Annotated in this window: 14 protein-coding genes and 1 pseudogene; 6 read left to right on the top strand and 9 right to left on the bottom strand. The window is 76.8% G+C overall.

Going from position 1 to position 13,767, the window contains the following annotated elements:
- Window positions 1-979 (bottom strand): EamA family transporter (locus GTR00_RS04540; RefSeq protein ID WP_166610452.1); only part of this gene is annotated, 979 nt, incomplete at its 3' end.
- Window positions 980-1,016: 37 nt separating this feature from the next.
- Between GTR00_RS04540 and GTR00_RS04535 the strand changes: the two genes are divergently transcribed.
- Window positions 1,017-1,568: a CGNR zinc finger domain-containing protein gene (locus GTR00_RS04535; RefSeq protein WP_166610451.1), complete on the top strand. Its 552-nt coding sequence runs from the start codon at window positions 1,017-1,019 to the stop codon at window positions 1,566-1,568.
- Here the strand turns inward: GTR00_RS04535 and GTR00_RS04530 are convergent.
- Genes GTR00_RS04530 through GTR00_RS04515 form a run of 4 tightly spaced genes read right to left on the bottom strand, consistent with a single transcriptional unit; the run spans window position 1,546 to window position 5,073 of the window.
- Window positions 1,546-1,947, bottom strand: a complete 402-nt coding sequence (locus GTR00_RS04530) for a universal stress protein (RefSeq protein WP_166610450.1) — start codon at window positions 1,945-1,947, stop codon at window positions 1,546-1,548. The two genes, GTR00_RS04535 and GTR00_RS04530, sit on opposite strands and share 23 nt — an antisense overlap.
- Window positions 1,944-3,503, bottom strand: coding sequence for a tripartite tricarboxylate transporter permease (locus GTR00_RS04525; protein ID WP_166610449.1), 1,560 nt, complete (start codon window positions 3,501-3,503; stop codon window positions 1,944-1,946). Before GTR00_RS04525 ends, GTR00_RS04530 begins: the two co-directional genes overlap by 4 nt.
- Window positions 3,503-4,036, bottom strand: coding sequence for a tripartite tricarboxylate transporter TctB family protein (locus GTR00_RS04520; protein WP_166610448.1), 534 nt, complete (start codon window positions 4,034-4,036; stop codon window positions 3,503-3,505). The genes GTR00_RS04525 and GTR00_RS04520 overlap by 1 nt, the downstream gene beginning before the upstream one ends.
- The gene (locus tag GTR00_RS04515; RefSeq protein ID WP_166610454.1) at window positions 4,033-5,073 is read right to left on the bottom strand and encodes a Bug family tripartite tricarboxylate transporter substrate binding protein; all 1,041 of its coding nucleotides are present in this window, start codon (window positions 5,071-5,073) and stop codon (window positions 4,033-4,035) included. The genes GTR00_RS04520 and GTR00_RS04515 overlap by 4 nt, the downstream gene beginning before the upstream one ends.
- A 190-nt stretch (window positions 5,074-5,263) precedes the next feature.
- On the opposite strand from GTR00_RS04515, the gene GTR00_RS25540 reads away from it, so the two are divergent.
- From GTR00_RS25540 to bla, 3 genes are all read left to right on the top strand, one after another.
- Window positions 5,264-6,940 (top strand): sensor histidine kinase, encoded by a 1,677-nt coding sequence (locus GTR00_RS25540; protein ID WP_166610447.1) that lies wholly within the window; start codon window positions 5,264-5,266, stop codon window positions 6,938-6,940.
- Window positions 6,933-7,640 carry a response regulator gene (locus GTR00_RS04505; RefSeq protein WP_166610446.1) on the top strand — a complete coding sequence of 236 codons (708 nt, stop codon included), beginning with the start codon at window positions 6,933-6,935 and terminating at the stop codon, window positions 7,638-7,640. Before GTR00_RS25540 ends, GTR00_RS04505 begins: the two co-directional genes overlap by 8 nt.
- Window positions 7,641-7,903: 263 nt before the next feature.
- Complete coding sequence (gene bla / locus GTR00_RS04500) at window positions 7,904-8,842, top strand: class A beta-lactamase (RefSeq protein WP_323132209.1); 939 nt, start codon at window positions 7,904-7,906, stop codon at window positions 8,840-8,842.
- Between the two features lie 53 nt (window positions 8,843-8,895).
- Here the strand turns inward: bla and GTR00_RS04495 are convergent, their stop codons facing one another.
- Window positions 8,896-9,405: a MarR family winged helix-turn-helix transcriptional regulator gene (locus GTR00_RS04495; RefSeq protein ID WP_166610445.1), complete on the bottom strand. Its 510-nt coding sequence runs from the start codon at window positions 9,403-9,405 to the stop codon at window positions 8,896-8,898.
- Window positions 9,406-9,905: 500 nt separating this feature from the next.
- Window positions 9,906-10,367, bottom strand: a complete 462-nt coding sequence (locus GTR00_RS04490; RefSeq protein ID WP_166610444.1) for a VOC family protein — start codon at window positions 10,365-10,367, stop codon at window positions 9,906-9,908.
- A 214-nt stretch (window positions 10,368-10,581) separates the two neighbouring features.
- Here GTR00_RS04490 and GTR00_RS26265 point away from each other — a divergent pair.
- Window positions 10,582-10,986: pseudogene (locus GTR00_RS26265) on the top strand (arsenate-mycothiol transferase ArsC); the annotation flags it as partial.
- An 11-nt stretch (window positions 10,987-10,997) separates the two neighbouring features.
- Here GTR00_RS26265 and GTR00_RS04480 read toward each other — a convergent pair.
- A complete protein-coding gene (locus tag GTR00_RS04480) occupies window positions 10,998-12,014 on the bottom strand; it encodes an ABC transporter substrate-binding protein (RefSeq protein ID WP_166610443.1) in 1,017 nt (338 codons plus the stop codon).
- A 53-nt stretch (window positions 12,015-12,067) separates the two neighbouring features.
- Window positions 12,068-13,108: an NAD(P)-dependent alcohol dehydrogenase gene (locus GTR00_RS04475; protein ID WP_166610442.1), complete on the bottom strand. Its 1,041-nt coding sequence runs from the start codon at window positions 13,106-13,108 to the stop codon at window positions 12,068-12,070.
- Window positions 13,109-13,204: 96 nt separating this feature from the next.
- On the opposite strand from GTR00_RS04475, the gene GTR00_RS04470 reads away from it, so the two are divergent.
- A partial coding sequence (locus tag GTR00_RS04470; RefSeq protein WP_166610441.1) for a TetR family transcriptional regulator occupies window positions 13,205-13,767 on the top strand: 563 nt, incomplete at its 3' end.

Genomic DNA, 13,767 nt, shown 5'->3' with positions numbered 1-13,767 from the left:
GCCCCGCCGGCCCCGCCGGCGTCGCCGTCGCCGCCGTCGCCGCGGCGGAGGCGGCCGCGGTGCGCACGCGCCCCTCCCCCAGCTTCACCACGACGACCCCGGCCAGGACCAGCACCCCGCCGGCGAGCTGGGTGGCGCGGGGAAGCTCGTCCAGCAGCGCCCAGGCGAACACCACGGCGAACAGCACCTCCAGCAGCGCCACGAAGGAGGCGAGCCGGGAGCCGAGGCGGCGGCCGGCGGCGATGCCGGCGACGTAGGCCAGGGCCGCCGTGACCACGCCCAGCGCCACCAGCGGCCAGAACCACGCGAAGGAGCGCGCGCCGTAGACGACGTCGCCGGTGCCGGCGCGCAGGGGCAGCGCACCGGCGGCGCCCAGGGAGGCGAGCAGGACCGCGGCCACGAGCAGGCCGCCCGCGGCCAGCGCCAGCGGCGGCAGCCCGTTGTCCTCGTCGGCGGAGAGGACGAAGTAGGAGGCGGCGCCCACCATGGCGCCCAGGGCCCACAGGACCCCCGCGGTGTCGAGCTCGGCGCCGGAGAACAGGTCCAGGACGGCGAGCAGCCCGAGCGCGGCGATCGCGGTGCCCACGAGGGTCAGGGGCCCGGGGCGCTGACCGCGCCGCAGCCACAGCCAGAGCACCACCGCGGCGGGGGCGGTGTACTCGATGAGCAGCGCGGGCCCGACCTGCAGGTGCTGCACGGCGCTGAAGTAGCAGAACTGCGCCCCGGCCACGGCCAGCACGCCGTAGGCGACGACCGCGGGCGCGTTGCGGCGCAGCAGGTGCCAGCGCCCGCGCAGCGCGAGCAGGCCGAAGGGGACGACGACGGCGGCGGCGGTGCCGATGCGGGCCGTCACGACGGCGCCGGGGCTCCAGCCGGTGTCCAGCAGCCCGCGCGCCAGCGGCCCGGACAGGGCGAAGGCGAGGGCGGAGAGCACGGCGAAGGTCAGGCCGCTCGCGGGGCGCGATCCGGGGGTGGGCACGGCGCGACGGTAGGCGCCGCGGATGTAAGGTGTCAACGTGGTTTTCACCCATGACACCACGCAGGCCCTGCTGGCCGCGGCCGAGCTGGTGAACACCCTCGGCGACCCCGACGGCCTGCGCGGCGTCGACGACCTGGCGGAGTTCTCCGCCCGCTTCGGGTACACCGGGCGCCTGGACGGCGACGAGGCCGAGCTGGAGGCCGTGCGCGCCACCCGCCCCGTCCTGCGCGACCTGATGACCCGCACCCGCGACGGGGCGGCCCCGCTCGTGAACGAGCTGCTCGCCCGCGAGCGGGCCACCCCCCGCCTGGTGCGCCACGACGGCCAGGACTGGCACGTGCACGCCGTGCCCGACGACGCCCCCCTGGCCGTGCGCGTGCTCGTCGAGACCGCCATGGCGGTCCTGGACGTCGTGCGCGCCGACGAGATGGACCGCCTGGGCGTGTGCGCCGACGAGCGGTGCGGCGGCGTCGTGGTCGACCTCTCGCGCAACCGCTCCAAGCGGTTCTGCTCCGCGGCGTGCGGCAACCGCAACGCCGTCAGCGCCTTCCGCTCCCGGCGCCGGCTCAGCCCGCCGCCGGGGGCTTGACCGTCACCACCGGGCAGGGGGCGTCGAGGATGATGCGCTGGGCGACGCTGCCCATGATGAGCTTGCCCACCGGGGTGCGCCGGCGGTGCCCGACCACCACCACCGAGGCCGACAGCTCATGCAGCGCCTCCACGACGACGCCGGCCACGTCGCCCCGCCCCATGCGCTGGACCACCCGGGCGCGCACCGCCTCCCCGGCGAGGCGCTCGCGCACCTGCTCCAGCTGCTGCGGGGAGGCGTAGGTGGGTTCGGCCAGCGCGGTGCCGGCCGGGGCGTTGAGGACGAACAGGTCCTCCTGGCGGCGCAGCGCCTCCCGCACCCCCTCGCGCAGGGCGCTCTCGCCCTCGGGGGTGGGTGCGTAGGCGACGACGACGGTCACCGGTGGGCCTCCTCGTGCTCGGGGCGGGCGTCGCGGACGTCGAGGACGGGGCCGGGGCGCCCGCGGCGCCCGCCCAGCCGGGCCGGCAGCAGGCGCCGGTACAGCGGGAACGCCACGACCAGGACCACCACGGCGTAGACGACGACGGAGAACGGGTCGGCGACCAGCCCGCTCCAGCTGCCCTGCGAGATCGTCAGCGCCGTGCGCATCCGCTCCTCGGCCAGCGGGCCGATGATGACGCCGATGATCAGCGGCAGCACCGGCAGGCCGAAGCGGCGCATGGCGAGACCCAGCACGCCGAAGGCGAGCAGCAGCCACAGGTCGAACGTCTGCAGGTTCGCCGCGTACGCGCCCAGGGTGGCGAAGAAGAGGATCCCGGCGTACAGGTACGGGCGCGGGATGCGCAGCAGCTTCGCCCACACCGGCGCCAGCGGCAGGTTCAGCACCAGCAGCAGCAGGTTGCCGATGAACAGGCTGGCGATCAGCGCCCACACCAGGTCCGGTTCCCGCTGGAACAGCAGCGGGCCGGGCTGGAACCCGTAGGAGATCAGCGCGGCCAGCAGCACCGCCGCGGTGGCGTTCGTCGGGATCCCCAGGGCCAGGGTCGGCACCAGGGTCCCGGCGGCGGAGGCGTTGTTGGCCGCCTCGGGGCCGGCGACGCCCTCGATGGCACCCTTGCCGAACTCCTCGGGGTGCTTGGACAGCTTGCGCTCGGTGACGTACGACAGGAACGTGGGCAGCTCCGCCCCGCCGGCGGGCACGGCGCCGAAGGGGAAGCCGAACGCGGTGCCGCGCAGCCACGGCTTCCACGAGCGCTTCCAGTCCTCCCGGCCCATCCAGGGCCTGCCCACGGGCACGACCTCCACGGCGGTGCGGCGCATCCGCGAGGCCACCCACAGCGCCTCGCCGACGGCGAAGATCGCCACGGCGATGACGACGATGTCGATGCCGTCGATGAGCTGCAGCACGCCGAACGTCAGCCGCGCCTGCCCGCTGATGGCGTCCAGGCCGACCAGGCCGACGGCCAGGCCGATGAACAGGGAGGCGAAGCCGCGCACCCGCGAGGCGCCCAGGACCGCGGTGACCGCCAGCAGCGCCAGCACCATCAGGGCGAAGTAGTCGCCCTCGCTGAGCCCGACGGCCACGCGCACCATGAGCGGGGCGGCGGCCACCAGCAGCACCGAGCCGATGGTGCCGGCCACGAAGGAGCCGATGGCGGCGGTGGACAGCGCCTGCGCGGCCCGCCCGCTGCGGGCCATCTTGTTGCCCTCCAGCGCCGTGACCACCGAGGACGACTCGCCGGGGGTGTTGAGCAGGATCGCGGTCGTCGAGCCGCCGTACATCCCGCCGTAGTAGATGCCCGCGAACATGATCAGGGCGCTGGTGGGTTCCAGCGCGTACGTCAGCGGCAGCAGCAGCGCGACCGTCATGGCCGGGCCGATGCCGGGCAGGACGCCGACGGCGGTGCCCAGCACCACGCCGATCGCGGCGAAGGCGAGGTTCGCGGGGCTCAGCGCGTCGCCGAAACCCCCGATCAGCAGGCCGATGTCGCCCATCACAGCACCCCGTCCAGGACGCCGGGCGGCAGCTGGATCCCCAGCACCGTCCAGAAGAAGTAGAAGGTCAGCAGCGACAGGACGGCGCCGACGGCGATGCCCCGCAGCAGGCTGCGCCCGCCGAGGACCTTCGCGGTGGCCCCGAAGAAGACCGCCGCGGAGACCACCCAGCCCAGGCGCTCGACCAGCAGCACGTTCGCGGCGAACACCAGGGCCAGCACGCCCAGGCGCGCCCAGTCGGTGCCGGCGGACAGGTCCACGTCCTCGCCGTCCTCGACCTGGCCGCGCCCGCCGCGCAGCACGTCCACCGCCAGGGCCACGGCGGTCAGCACCAGGCCGGCGGCGACGACGTAGGGCACCGGGCGCGGCCCGACGACGCCCTCGTCGACCAGGCCCTGCGAGAGGGTGGCGGTGTCGGCGAACACCACGGCCCCCAGGGCCAGCAGCAGGACGCACACGCCCAGCTGCGACAGGTCGCGCCGGCGGCGCGGTGCACGGGTGGCGGCGGCGCGCGGCGCCGCGGTGGCGCTCACACCAGCCCCAGCCGCGAGAGCACCTCGCGCACCCGCGCGGCCTGCTCGTCGAGGAACGCGCCGAACGCGTCGCCGGTGGTGAAGGCGTCCGTCCAGGAGTTGTCGGTGAGCACCTGCCGCCACTGCGGCGAGTCGTGCATGCGCGTGACCGCGTCCACCAGCCGTGCCACCTCCGCGTCGTCCAGGCCCGGCGGGGCCACCAGCCCGCGCCAGTTGGTGAAGGTCAGGTCGACGTCCTGCTCGCGCAGCGTCGGCACGTCCAGCACGGGCACCCGCTCGTCGCTGGAGACGGCCAGGGCGCGCACCGCGCCGGTGGTGATCTGGTCCAGCAGCTCGCCGTATCCGCTGGTGGCGAAGGCGATCTGCCCGCCCAGCAGCGCCGGCAGCAGGTCCCCGCCGCCGTCGTAGACGACGTAGTTCACCTCGGTGGGGTCGACGCCTACGGCGTCGGCGAACTGCATGGGCAGCAGGAAGTCCGGCCCGCCCGGGGAGGAACCGCCGCCGACGGCCAGCGCGCCGGGCTCGGCGCGCCAGGCGGTCACCAGGTCGGCCAGGGTGCGGAACGGGGAGGCGGCCGGCACCAGGACCACGCCGGCCTCCTCGATGAGCTGCGCGATCGGGGTGGTCTGCTCCAGCGTCACGTCGACGTCGTTGGTGTAGGAGGCGCCGACCACGCCCAGGCCCATGGACATCAGGTACTGCGGGTTCCCGCTCTCGCTGACGCAGCGCGCCAGCCCGACCGTGCCGCCGGCCCCGGAGAGGTTGGCGACCTCCACCCCCTGCGCGGCGCCGACCTCCTCCATCACGCGCACCGCCGAGCGGCCGGTGGTGTCGTACCCGCCGCCCGGGGAGTTCGGCACCAGCAGCTGCAGGCGGGTCAGGGTCCCGCTGGTCGCGGCGGCCCGCCGGGTCACCCCGCAGCCGGCGGCCGCCAGGGCGGGCAGCGCCGCCAGCGCCCCCAGCAGGGCCCGGCGCGGCGGGCGGTGCCCGCCGCGGGCGGCGGCCCGGGTCCGCACGTTCGTCGTGGCGTTCGTCATGGCGTCCTCGTCGACGGCCTGCACCGGCGCCGGTCGGCCCCGGTGGACGGGCGCGGCGGCCACCGGCCCGTCGTGCAGAATGCTGCGCAGGTGGCAGCGCCCGAGTCACGCTTGCGGTGGCACTGGTCGTTGCGGTCGTTGTGGTCGCGCGCACCGCGCGGGCGTCCGGGCCGGCACGAGGAGGTGCGGGGTGGGTGTTTCGCGCCGGCGCAGCAGCCTGGCCGGGCAGATCCTGCTCGTGCAGGTGCTGCTGTTCGCCGTGGTGCTCACCGGGGTGGGCGCGGTCTCGGTGAGCCAGTCGCGGCAGGCGTCCGCCGACGCGCAGGAGCGCCGCGTGCGCCAGGTCGCCGAGTACGTCGCCTCCCTGCCGCTGGTGCGCCGCCAGCTGGGCGAGGTCGCCGACGGGCGCAGCACGGCGGTGGCGCTGACGGTCACCGTCGAGCAGCTGCGCACCACCTCCGACGTGGCGGTGCTGCTGGCCGCCGGGCCCGACGGCCGCGTGGCGGCCTCCCCGGCGGACCCGCGCCTGGTGGGCACCGCGCTGCCCGAGCCGCCCGGTGGCGAGCGCGGGGACCCCTCGTGGCTGGGCGAGGTGGACCTGGGCCGGGCCGGGCTGGGCGAGCGGCGCGCCGTGGCCGCGCGCGTGCCGGTGCTGGCCGACGACCCGGGCACCACGGCCCACCCCCCGGGCAGCGTGGTCGGCGCCGTCCTGGTCGCCCAGGACAGCGCCCCCTGGAGCCGGGAGCTGCGCACCGCGCTGCCGGACCTGGCCACCTACCTGGGCATGTCGGCGCTGGTGGGGCTGCTCGGGGCGTGGCTGCTGGCGCGGCGGGTCAAGAGCCAGACCCTGGGCCTGGAACCGGACGAGATCGCCTCCCTGGCCACCCACCGCGAGGCGGTGCTGCGCGGCATCCGCGAGGGCGTGCTGGCCCTGGACCCCGACGGCGTGGTCACCGTCGCCAACGACGCCGCCCGCGAGCTGCTGGACCTGCCGGCGGACGCGGTGGGCCGACGCGTGGACGCCCTGGGCCTGCCGCGCGAGGTGGTGGCCGTGCTGACGCGCGACCCCGCCCCCAGCGACCGCCCCGTGGTCGCCGACGACCGCCTGCTGGTGCTCAACCGCACCGTGCTGCACCGCGCCGGCGGCGCGGGCGCGGAACCGGCCGGCACGGTGACGACGATGCGCGACCGCACCGAGCTGGTGGCGCTGCAGCACGAGCTGGGCCTCAGCCGCACCAGCACGCAGGCGCTGCGCGCGCAGACGCACGAGTTCGCCAACCGCCTGCACACCATCTCCGGGCTGGTGCAGCTGGGCCGCTACGAGGAGGTGGTGCACTTCGTCGACCGCGTCAGCCGCGCCCACGCCGACCTGGGCGAGCGCATCTCCGCGCGGGTGGGCGACCCCGCGCTGGCGGCGCTGCTGGTGGCCAGCACCAGCGTGGCCGACGAGCGCGACGTGGACCTGGTCCTGGCCCCGGGGGCGGACCTGCCGCGGGTGGGCGAGGACCTCTCCGACGACCTGGTCACGGTGGTGGGCAACCTCGTGGACAACGCCGTGGACGCGGCCGCGGGCGCCGGCGGCGGCACCGTGGAGGTCGACGTGCGCGGCGACGGCTCCGGCGGCGCGGTGGTCGTCGTGCGCGACGACGGCCCCGGCGTGGACCCGGACCTGCTGCCGCAGCTCGTGCAGCGCGGGACGAGCACGAAGGAGACCTCGCACCCCGGCGGGCGCGGCGTGGGCCTGACGCTGGTGCAGCTGGTCTGCCACCGGCGCGGGGGGTCCCTGCAGCTGCGGCGCGGCGAGCACGGCGGCGCGCGCTTCACCGCCGTGCTGCCCGCGCGCGAGCGGGTGCGTCCCGGTGCGTGAGGCCGCGGCCGGGGAGCCGCTGCACGTGCTGGTCGTCGACGACGACCCGATGGTCGCCTCGGTGCACAGCGGGTTCGTGCAGGCCGTGCCCGGCTGCCGGGTGGTGGGCATCGCCCGCACCGGCGGCGAGGCGCTGGAGCTGGTGCAGCGCCTGCGCCCGGACGTGGTGCTGCTGGACCTGTACCTGCCGGACCTGCCCGGCCTGGAGGTCCTGGCGCGCCTGCGCGGCACCGGCGCCGACGTCGACGTGGTGGTCATCAGCGCCGCCCGGGAGGCCTCCACGGTGCGCGAGGCGCTGCGCGGCGGGGTCGCCGGGTACCTCATCAAGCCCTTCGGCGCCGACCAGCTCGGCGAGCGCCTGGAGCACGTGCGCGCCGCCCGGCGCGCGCTGGCCCCCGGGGTGCTGCGCCAGGCCGACGTGGACCGCGCCCTGGGGGTGCGCGCCGGCGCCGGCGCGGCGCGCCCGGGGGCCAGCGCGCGGCTGCCCAAGGGGCTGAGCGCGGAGACCGCCGAGCTGGTCTCCGGCGCGCTGGACGCCGCGACGATCGCCGTGTCCGCCAGCGAGGTCGCCGAGCAGCTGGGCCTGTCGCGCGTGGCCGTGCGCCGCTACCTGGAGCACTTCGTCGACGAGCGCAGCGCCCGGGTGCGGCTGCGCTACGGCACCGGCCGGCCCGAGCGGCTGTACGAGCGGGTGCGCTGAGGGCCCACCGCCCGCTGGGTGCAGTGCCCGGCCCGTGGACCTCGTGGCCGCCTGCCGGGCCCTGCTGGCCGTCAGCGCCCGCGGCAGCTTCACCGTCGGCGCCGCCGAGGCGGGCGTGCCGCAACCGGTGGCCGGCCGGCGCGTGGCCGCCCCGGAGCGGCACCTGGGCGCCCGCGCCCGCGCGGGTGAGGCGTGCGCGAACGGCATGGGACCGCGCACCGCCGTCATCGACCGCACCGCCCGCCGGCGCGAGGCTGTGGTCCGTGAGACGACCCGCGACCCTCGCCGCCCTCCTGCTCGTCCTCGCCGGCTGCGGCACCGGCACCGCCGACGGGGGCCCGGCGACCGCCCCGACCTCGACCACGACCACGACCACCGCTGCTCCCGGGGGCACCGGGACCACCACCGGCTCCCCCGCCGCCGAGGCGCGCCTGGCGCAGCTGGAGGAGGAGTTCGACGCCCGGCTGGGCCTGTTCGCCCTCGACACCGGCTCCGGGCGGAGCCTGACCCACCGCGCCGACGAGCGCTTCGCCCTCGCCTCCACCTACAAGGCGCTGGCGGCCGCGGCCGTGCTGGACCGCACCACCGACGCCGAGCTCGACGCCGTCGTCACCTGGCGGGGCAGCGACCTCGTCGACCACTCCCCCGTCACCGGGGAGCACGTCGAGGGCGGGCTGCCGCTGCGCGCGGTGGCCGAGGCCGCGATCACCGTCAGCGACAACACCGCCGCCAACCTCCTGCTGGACCACCTCGGCGGGCCGGGCGGGCTGGAGGAGGACCTGCGCGCCCTGGGGGACAGCGCCACCGAGGTGGACAGCCGCGAGCCGGCGGTCAACGACCACGTCCCCGGCCGGGCGCGGGACACCACCACGCCGCGGGCGGTGGCCACCTCGCTGCGGGCCTACGCGCTCGGCGACGCGCTGGAGGCCGGCGACCGCGAACAGCTGGTGCGGTGGTTGCGGGCCAACACCACCGGCGACGAGCAGGTCCGCGCCGGCGTGCCCGCCGGCTGGGTGGTCGGGGACAAGACCGGGCACGCGGGCGTCCACGGCAACCAGAACGACATCGCCGTGGTCTGGCCCGCGGGCGGGCGCGCGCCCTGGGTCCTGGCGGTGCTCACCGACCGCGCCGACGTCGACGCCGAGTCCGACGACGCCCTGCTGGCGCGGGCCACCGAGGTGGTCGTGCAGGAGCTGGGCTGACCCCGGGCGGCGCGGTCACCACCCCGGCAGCGCCCCGCGCGGCCACGACGGCCTCACACCTCGCCGAGGGAGCGGGAGGCCTCCGCGTCGAGCTCGGCCAGCAGCGCCGCGGCCATCGCCTCCAGCGCGGCCGCGGCGCGCTCGAGCTCGGCGCCGGGCAGGGCGGTGCGCAGCACGTGCTCGAGGTGCTCCCAGAGCTGCTCGACCCTGCCGCGCAGGGCGTTGCCGGCGGGGGTGGGTTCGACGAGCGTGGCGCGGCGGTCCGCGGGGTCGACGCGCCGGCGCAGGTAGCCGGCGTGCTCCAGGCGCTGCACGGTGCGGGTGGTCGCGGCGGAGTCCTTGCCGAAGTGCGCGGCCAGCACGCTCTGGCGCACCGGGCCCCGGGCCCACAGGTGCATCATCAGCGCGGCCTGCTCCGGGCGCAGGCCCACCTCGCGCGCGAGCTGGCCGGCCAGGGCCCGGTGGGCGCGCCCCAGGCGCAGGACGGCCGCGCTCAGCGGACCGAACTCCACGGGCGGGTCCTCGCGCGCCGGGCCGGGGCCGGCGGGTGGCGCAGCGGGCACGGGGACCTCCTCGCGGGACGGACCCCCAGGGTACTCAGCTGTCCGGCGCAGGAGCTCGCCGGTGCGCGCTCACGCCCCTCGGGCCGGTGTTGCGGCACAACCCCTTCGCGAACGGCGGCACCCGCACCGACCGCCGAACCCGTGTTTCACCTGTCATGGACAGTTAAGTTGAGGTGCGAGAGGACCCGTGCTCGAGTCGAGCGGGCCCCCTCCCCACCCGCCACGACCCCCTGGAGGAACCGTGAGCACCACGACCGGACCAGGACCCGCGCCCGACCCCGCACCGCCCGGCGCCTTCGCGGCCCTGGGCACCGAGCGCTTCGTCTCCCTGACCACCTCCCGCAGGGACGGGCGTGCCGTGCCCACCCCGGTGTGGATCGCCCCCTTCGGCGCCGACCTGGTCGTCACCACCCCCGTCGGCAGCGGCAAGGTCGAGTCCTGCGCCTCACCACCGCCGGCGCGGTGCGCTGAGCAGGCCCGCGCAGCGCGGGCGGGGCCCGTCAGTCCAGGCAGAACTCGTTGCCCTCGGGGTCGGTCATGACGATGAACCCCGCGCTCATCGGCGGGGCCGGCTCGTGGCGGCGCACCCGCTGCGCCCCCAGCGCCACGAGCCGGGCGCACTCGGCCTCCAGGGCCGCCATGCGCTCCTGCCCCCGGGCCCCGGGCGCGGCGCGCACGTCCAGGTGCAGCCGGTTCTTCACGACCTTGCCCTCGGGCACCCGCTGGAAGAACAACCGCGGCCCGCGCCCGTCGGGGTCCTCCAGCGCGCTGCTCGCGCCGCGCTGCTCCGGCGGCACGCCCAGCTGCGCCAGGAAGTCGTCCCACGCGGCCAGCGCGTCCGCCCCCTCGGCCAGCTCCACGCCGGGCGGGGCGGGGTGCACGTAGCCCAGCGCGTCGCGCCAGAAGCACGACAGCGCGCGCGGGTCGCGGGCGTCGACGGTGACCTGGAACTCCCGGCTCATCAGCTCGCTCCGTCCGGCGCGGGGTGCACGTGCGGGCCACGGTCGCGCAGCGGGGGCGTCCGCGGCAAGCACCCGGCGCGAGCACCGGCCCGGCCGGCGGCGCCGAGGGGTGCCGGGCGCCGCCGGGGAGCGCTCGGCACCACACTGGGGGTGTGGCCGTCCCGGTCACGTGGACCCCGCCCGCTCGCCCCGACCCCCGAGGAGCCCTGGCACCGTGAGCGTCCCGCACGTGCTGTTCGTCTGCGTCAAGAACGGCGGCAAGTCCCAGATGGCCGCCGGCCTGATGCGCCGAGCCGTCCGCGACGCCGGCTCGGCCGTCGAGGTCGGCTCCGCCGGCACGAGGGCCGGCACCGCGCTGAACGCGCAGTCGGTGCAGAGCCTGCGCGAGGTCGGCGTCGACATCTCCGACCAGGCACCCCGTCAGCTGACCGAGGAGATGGTCCGCGAGGCCGACCTCGTCGTCGTCCTCGGCTCCGAGGCGCACGTCGAGCCGGCGGGCGGCACCCCGGTGGAGGTGTGGGAGACCGACGAGCCCTCGCTGCGCGGCATCGAGGGCGCCGAGCGCATGGCGCTGGTGCGCGACGACATCGCCGCCCGCGTCGAGCAGCTGGCCCGGCGCCCCGGCTCCGCTCAGAGGGTCGCGGGCACCGTGGCGGTGTCGCCGTCGGCGGCCGCGGCCAGCACCGGCACGGCCTGCTCGACCGCGTACGGCAGCGACAGCGGGCTGGAGAAGCCCAGCGCGCCGGCGAAGTCGTCCTCGAAGGTGGGCATGTACACGGTGCGCCCCTCGGTGACCACCGCGAGGGCGGCGGCCGCGCCGTTGGCGGCGAAGGTCTGCGCGTCGGCGCCCAGCACGACGAGGACGTCGGTGTCCATCACGGAGGTCTGCTCGGCGCTCAGCTCGCCCTCGGTGGGGTTGCCCTCGAAGCCGAGGTCCTGGAAGAACTTCCCGCGCGGGTCGGCCGCGCCGAGCAGGTAGTACTGGCCGCCGATGATCAGCGCCACGGTGACGGTCTTGCCGGCGAACCCCGGGTGGGCGTCGACCGCGTCCTGGAAGTCGGTCTCGACCTGCTCGGTCAGCGCGGCGGCCTGCTCGCCCCTGCCCAGGGCCCGGCCGACCACCCGCAGCTCCTCCTGCCAGGTGGCGGCCGCCTCCGGGGTCGCGCCGGGGGCGTCGGCGATGGTGGGGGCGATGGCGCTGAGCTGGTCGTACAGGTCCTGCTCCATGTACGAGTACGCGCCGATGATCAGGTCCGGCTGCAGGGCCGCGATCGCCTCGAGGTTCAGCTCCGCCTCGCCGACCTCCGGGATGCCGCCCTCGGGCAGCAGGTCCTGCGCCCACGGCCGGCGGGCGGAGTCGTAGCTGAGGGTCTTGCGGGTGCCGACCGGGGTCACGCCGAGCGCCAGGACGAAGTCCTGCTCGTTGTAGCCGACGGTGACGACCCGCTCGGGCGCCGCGGCGACCTCGGTGGAGCCGAGCTTGTGCTCGACGGTGACCGGGAAGGCGCCGCTCGCCCCGCCCGGGGCCGAGGACGCGGCCGGCGCGGAGGACCCTGCGCCGGCGCCGTCCCCCTCACCCCCGCAGGCGGACAGGGTGACGAGGGCGCCGGAGGCGGCCAGCGCGGTGAGGACGGATCGACGGTGCACGCGCCGAGGATAGCCTTACCGAAGTGCGCGCCCGCGCCAGGTCGGCGGTCCCCTCAGGGGTGGGCGAGCTCGCCGGTGTCCAGGACGAAGCGGTAGCGGACGTCGCCGCGCTGCAGGCGCTCCAGCGCCTCGGCGGCCCGGGCGGCGGGCAGCACCTCCACCTGGGCGGTGATGCCGTGCTCGGCGCAGAAGGCGAGCAGCTCGCGGGTGGCGGGCAGCCCCCCGCTGCCGCCGCTGGTCAGGCGCTTGCGCCCCACCAGCAGGTCGAGCACGTCCACCTCGAGGCGCTCCAGCGCGCCCAGCACGCACAGCGCCCCGTCCAGGGCGAGCAGGCGCAGCAGCGGCGCCGGGTCGTGCGCGCGCGGCGCGGTGTCGAGCACGACGTCGAAGCGCCCGCGGCACGTGGCCAGCGCCGCCTCGTCGGTGCTCACGACGACCTCGTGCGCCCCCAGGGCCCGCGCCTGCCCCGCCTTGGCGGCGGTGCGCGTCAGCACGGTCACGCGCGCGCCCAGGGCGGCGGCCAGGCGCACCGCGAGGTGACCCAGGCCGCCGACGCCGGAGACGGCGACCTCGGTGCCCGGGCCGACGCCCAGGGCGCGCAGCGGCTCCCAGACGGTGACGCCGGCGCACAGCAGCGGCGCGGCGCCGGCCGGGTCCAGCCCGGCGGGCAGCGGGTGCACGAACGCCTCGCGCACCACCACCAGGCCCGACCACAGCCCCTGCGTGGTGGAGCCGTCGAGGCGGTCGCGGCCGCCGTAGGTCAGCGTCGGGAACCGCTCGCAGAAGTTCTCCTGACCCGCCCGGCACATCGCGCAGGCGCCGCAGGAGTCCACGATGTTGCCCACCGCGACCGCCTCGCCGACGGCCAGGGACGTGACCGCCTCGCCCACGGCCACCACGGAGCCGGTGGCCTCGTGCCCGGGCACGACCGGCTCGCCGCCGGAGCGCACGCGGTGCCAGGCGTGCAGGTCGGTGCCGCACACGCCGCAGTGGCTGACGGCGACGGCGACGTCGTCGGGGCGCAGGTCGCGGCGGCGCACCCGCGTGCGCACCACGCCGGAGCCGGTCAGCTGCAGCGCACCGGTGGTGGTCATGGCATCTCCTCAGACAGACCGTTCGGTTTGTTGTCGGAGCGTACGAGCCGCCCGCCCGCTGGGCAAACTGAACGGTCTGTCTGCGACGATGGGCCTGTGAGCACAGGCACCGCCCCGACCGCGCGGGGCGCGGCGACCCGCCGGCGCATCCTGGAGGCGGCCACGGCCGAGTTCGCCCGGCACGGCATCGCCGGCGCGCGGGTGGAGCGCATCGTGGCGGCCGCCCGCACCAACAAGGCGCAGCTCTACGGCTACTTCGGCAGCAAGGAGGCGCTCTTCGACGTCATCTTCGAGGACTCCCTGCAGCGCATCCTGGCCGTCGCCCCGATCGACGCCGACGACCTCGCCGACTGGGCGGTGCGCCTGTACGACGAGTACCTCGCGCGCCCGGACCTGATCCGCATCGCCACCTGGCACCGGCTGGAGCGCCGCCCCGCGGGCGACCTCGTGGCCGACGTCGCCCGCTTCGACACCGACAAGCGCGCCGCCATCGCCGCCGCGCAGGCCGCCGGCACCGTCGTGGCCGGCGACCCCTTCGACGTCATGGCCATGGTGATCGCCATGTCGATGGCCTGGTCGCCGGTCAGCAACGTCTACGCCGCCACCGCCGGGGAGGACGCCGCGCTGCACGCCGAGCGCCGGCGCTTCCTGCGCCGGGC

The sequence above is a fragment of the Kineococcus indalonis genome, from assembly GCF_009906395.1.
GTDB classification, from domain to species: Bacteria; Actinomycetota; Actinomycetes; order Actinomycetales; family Kineococcaceae; genus Kineococcus; species Kineococcus indalonis.
This window is presented reverse-complemented; position numbering and strand designations above follow the sequence as displayed.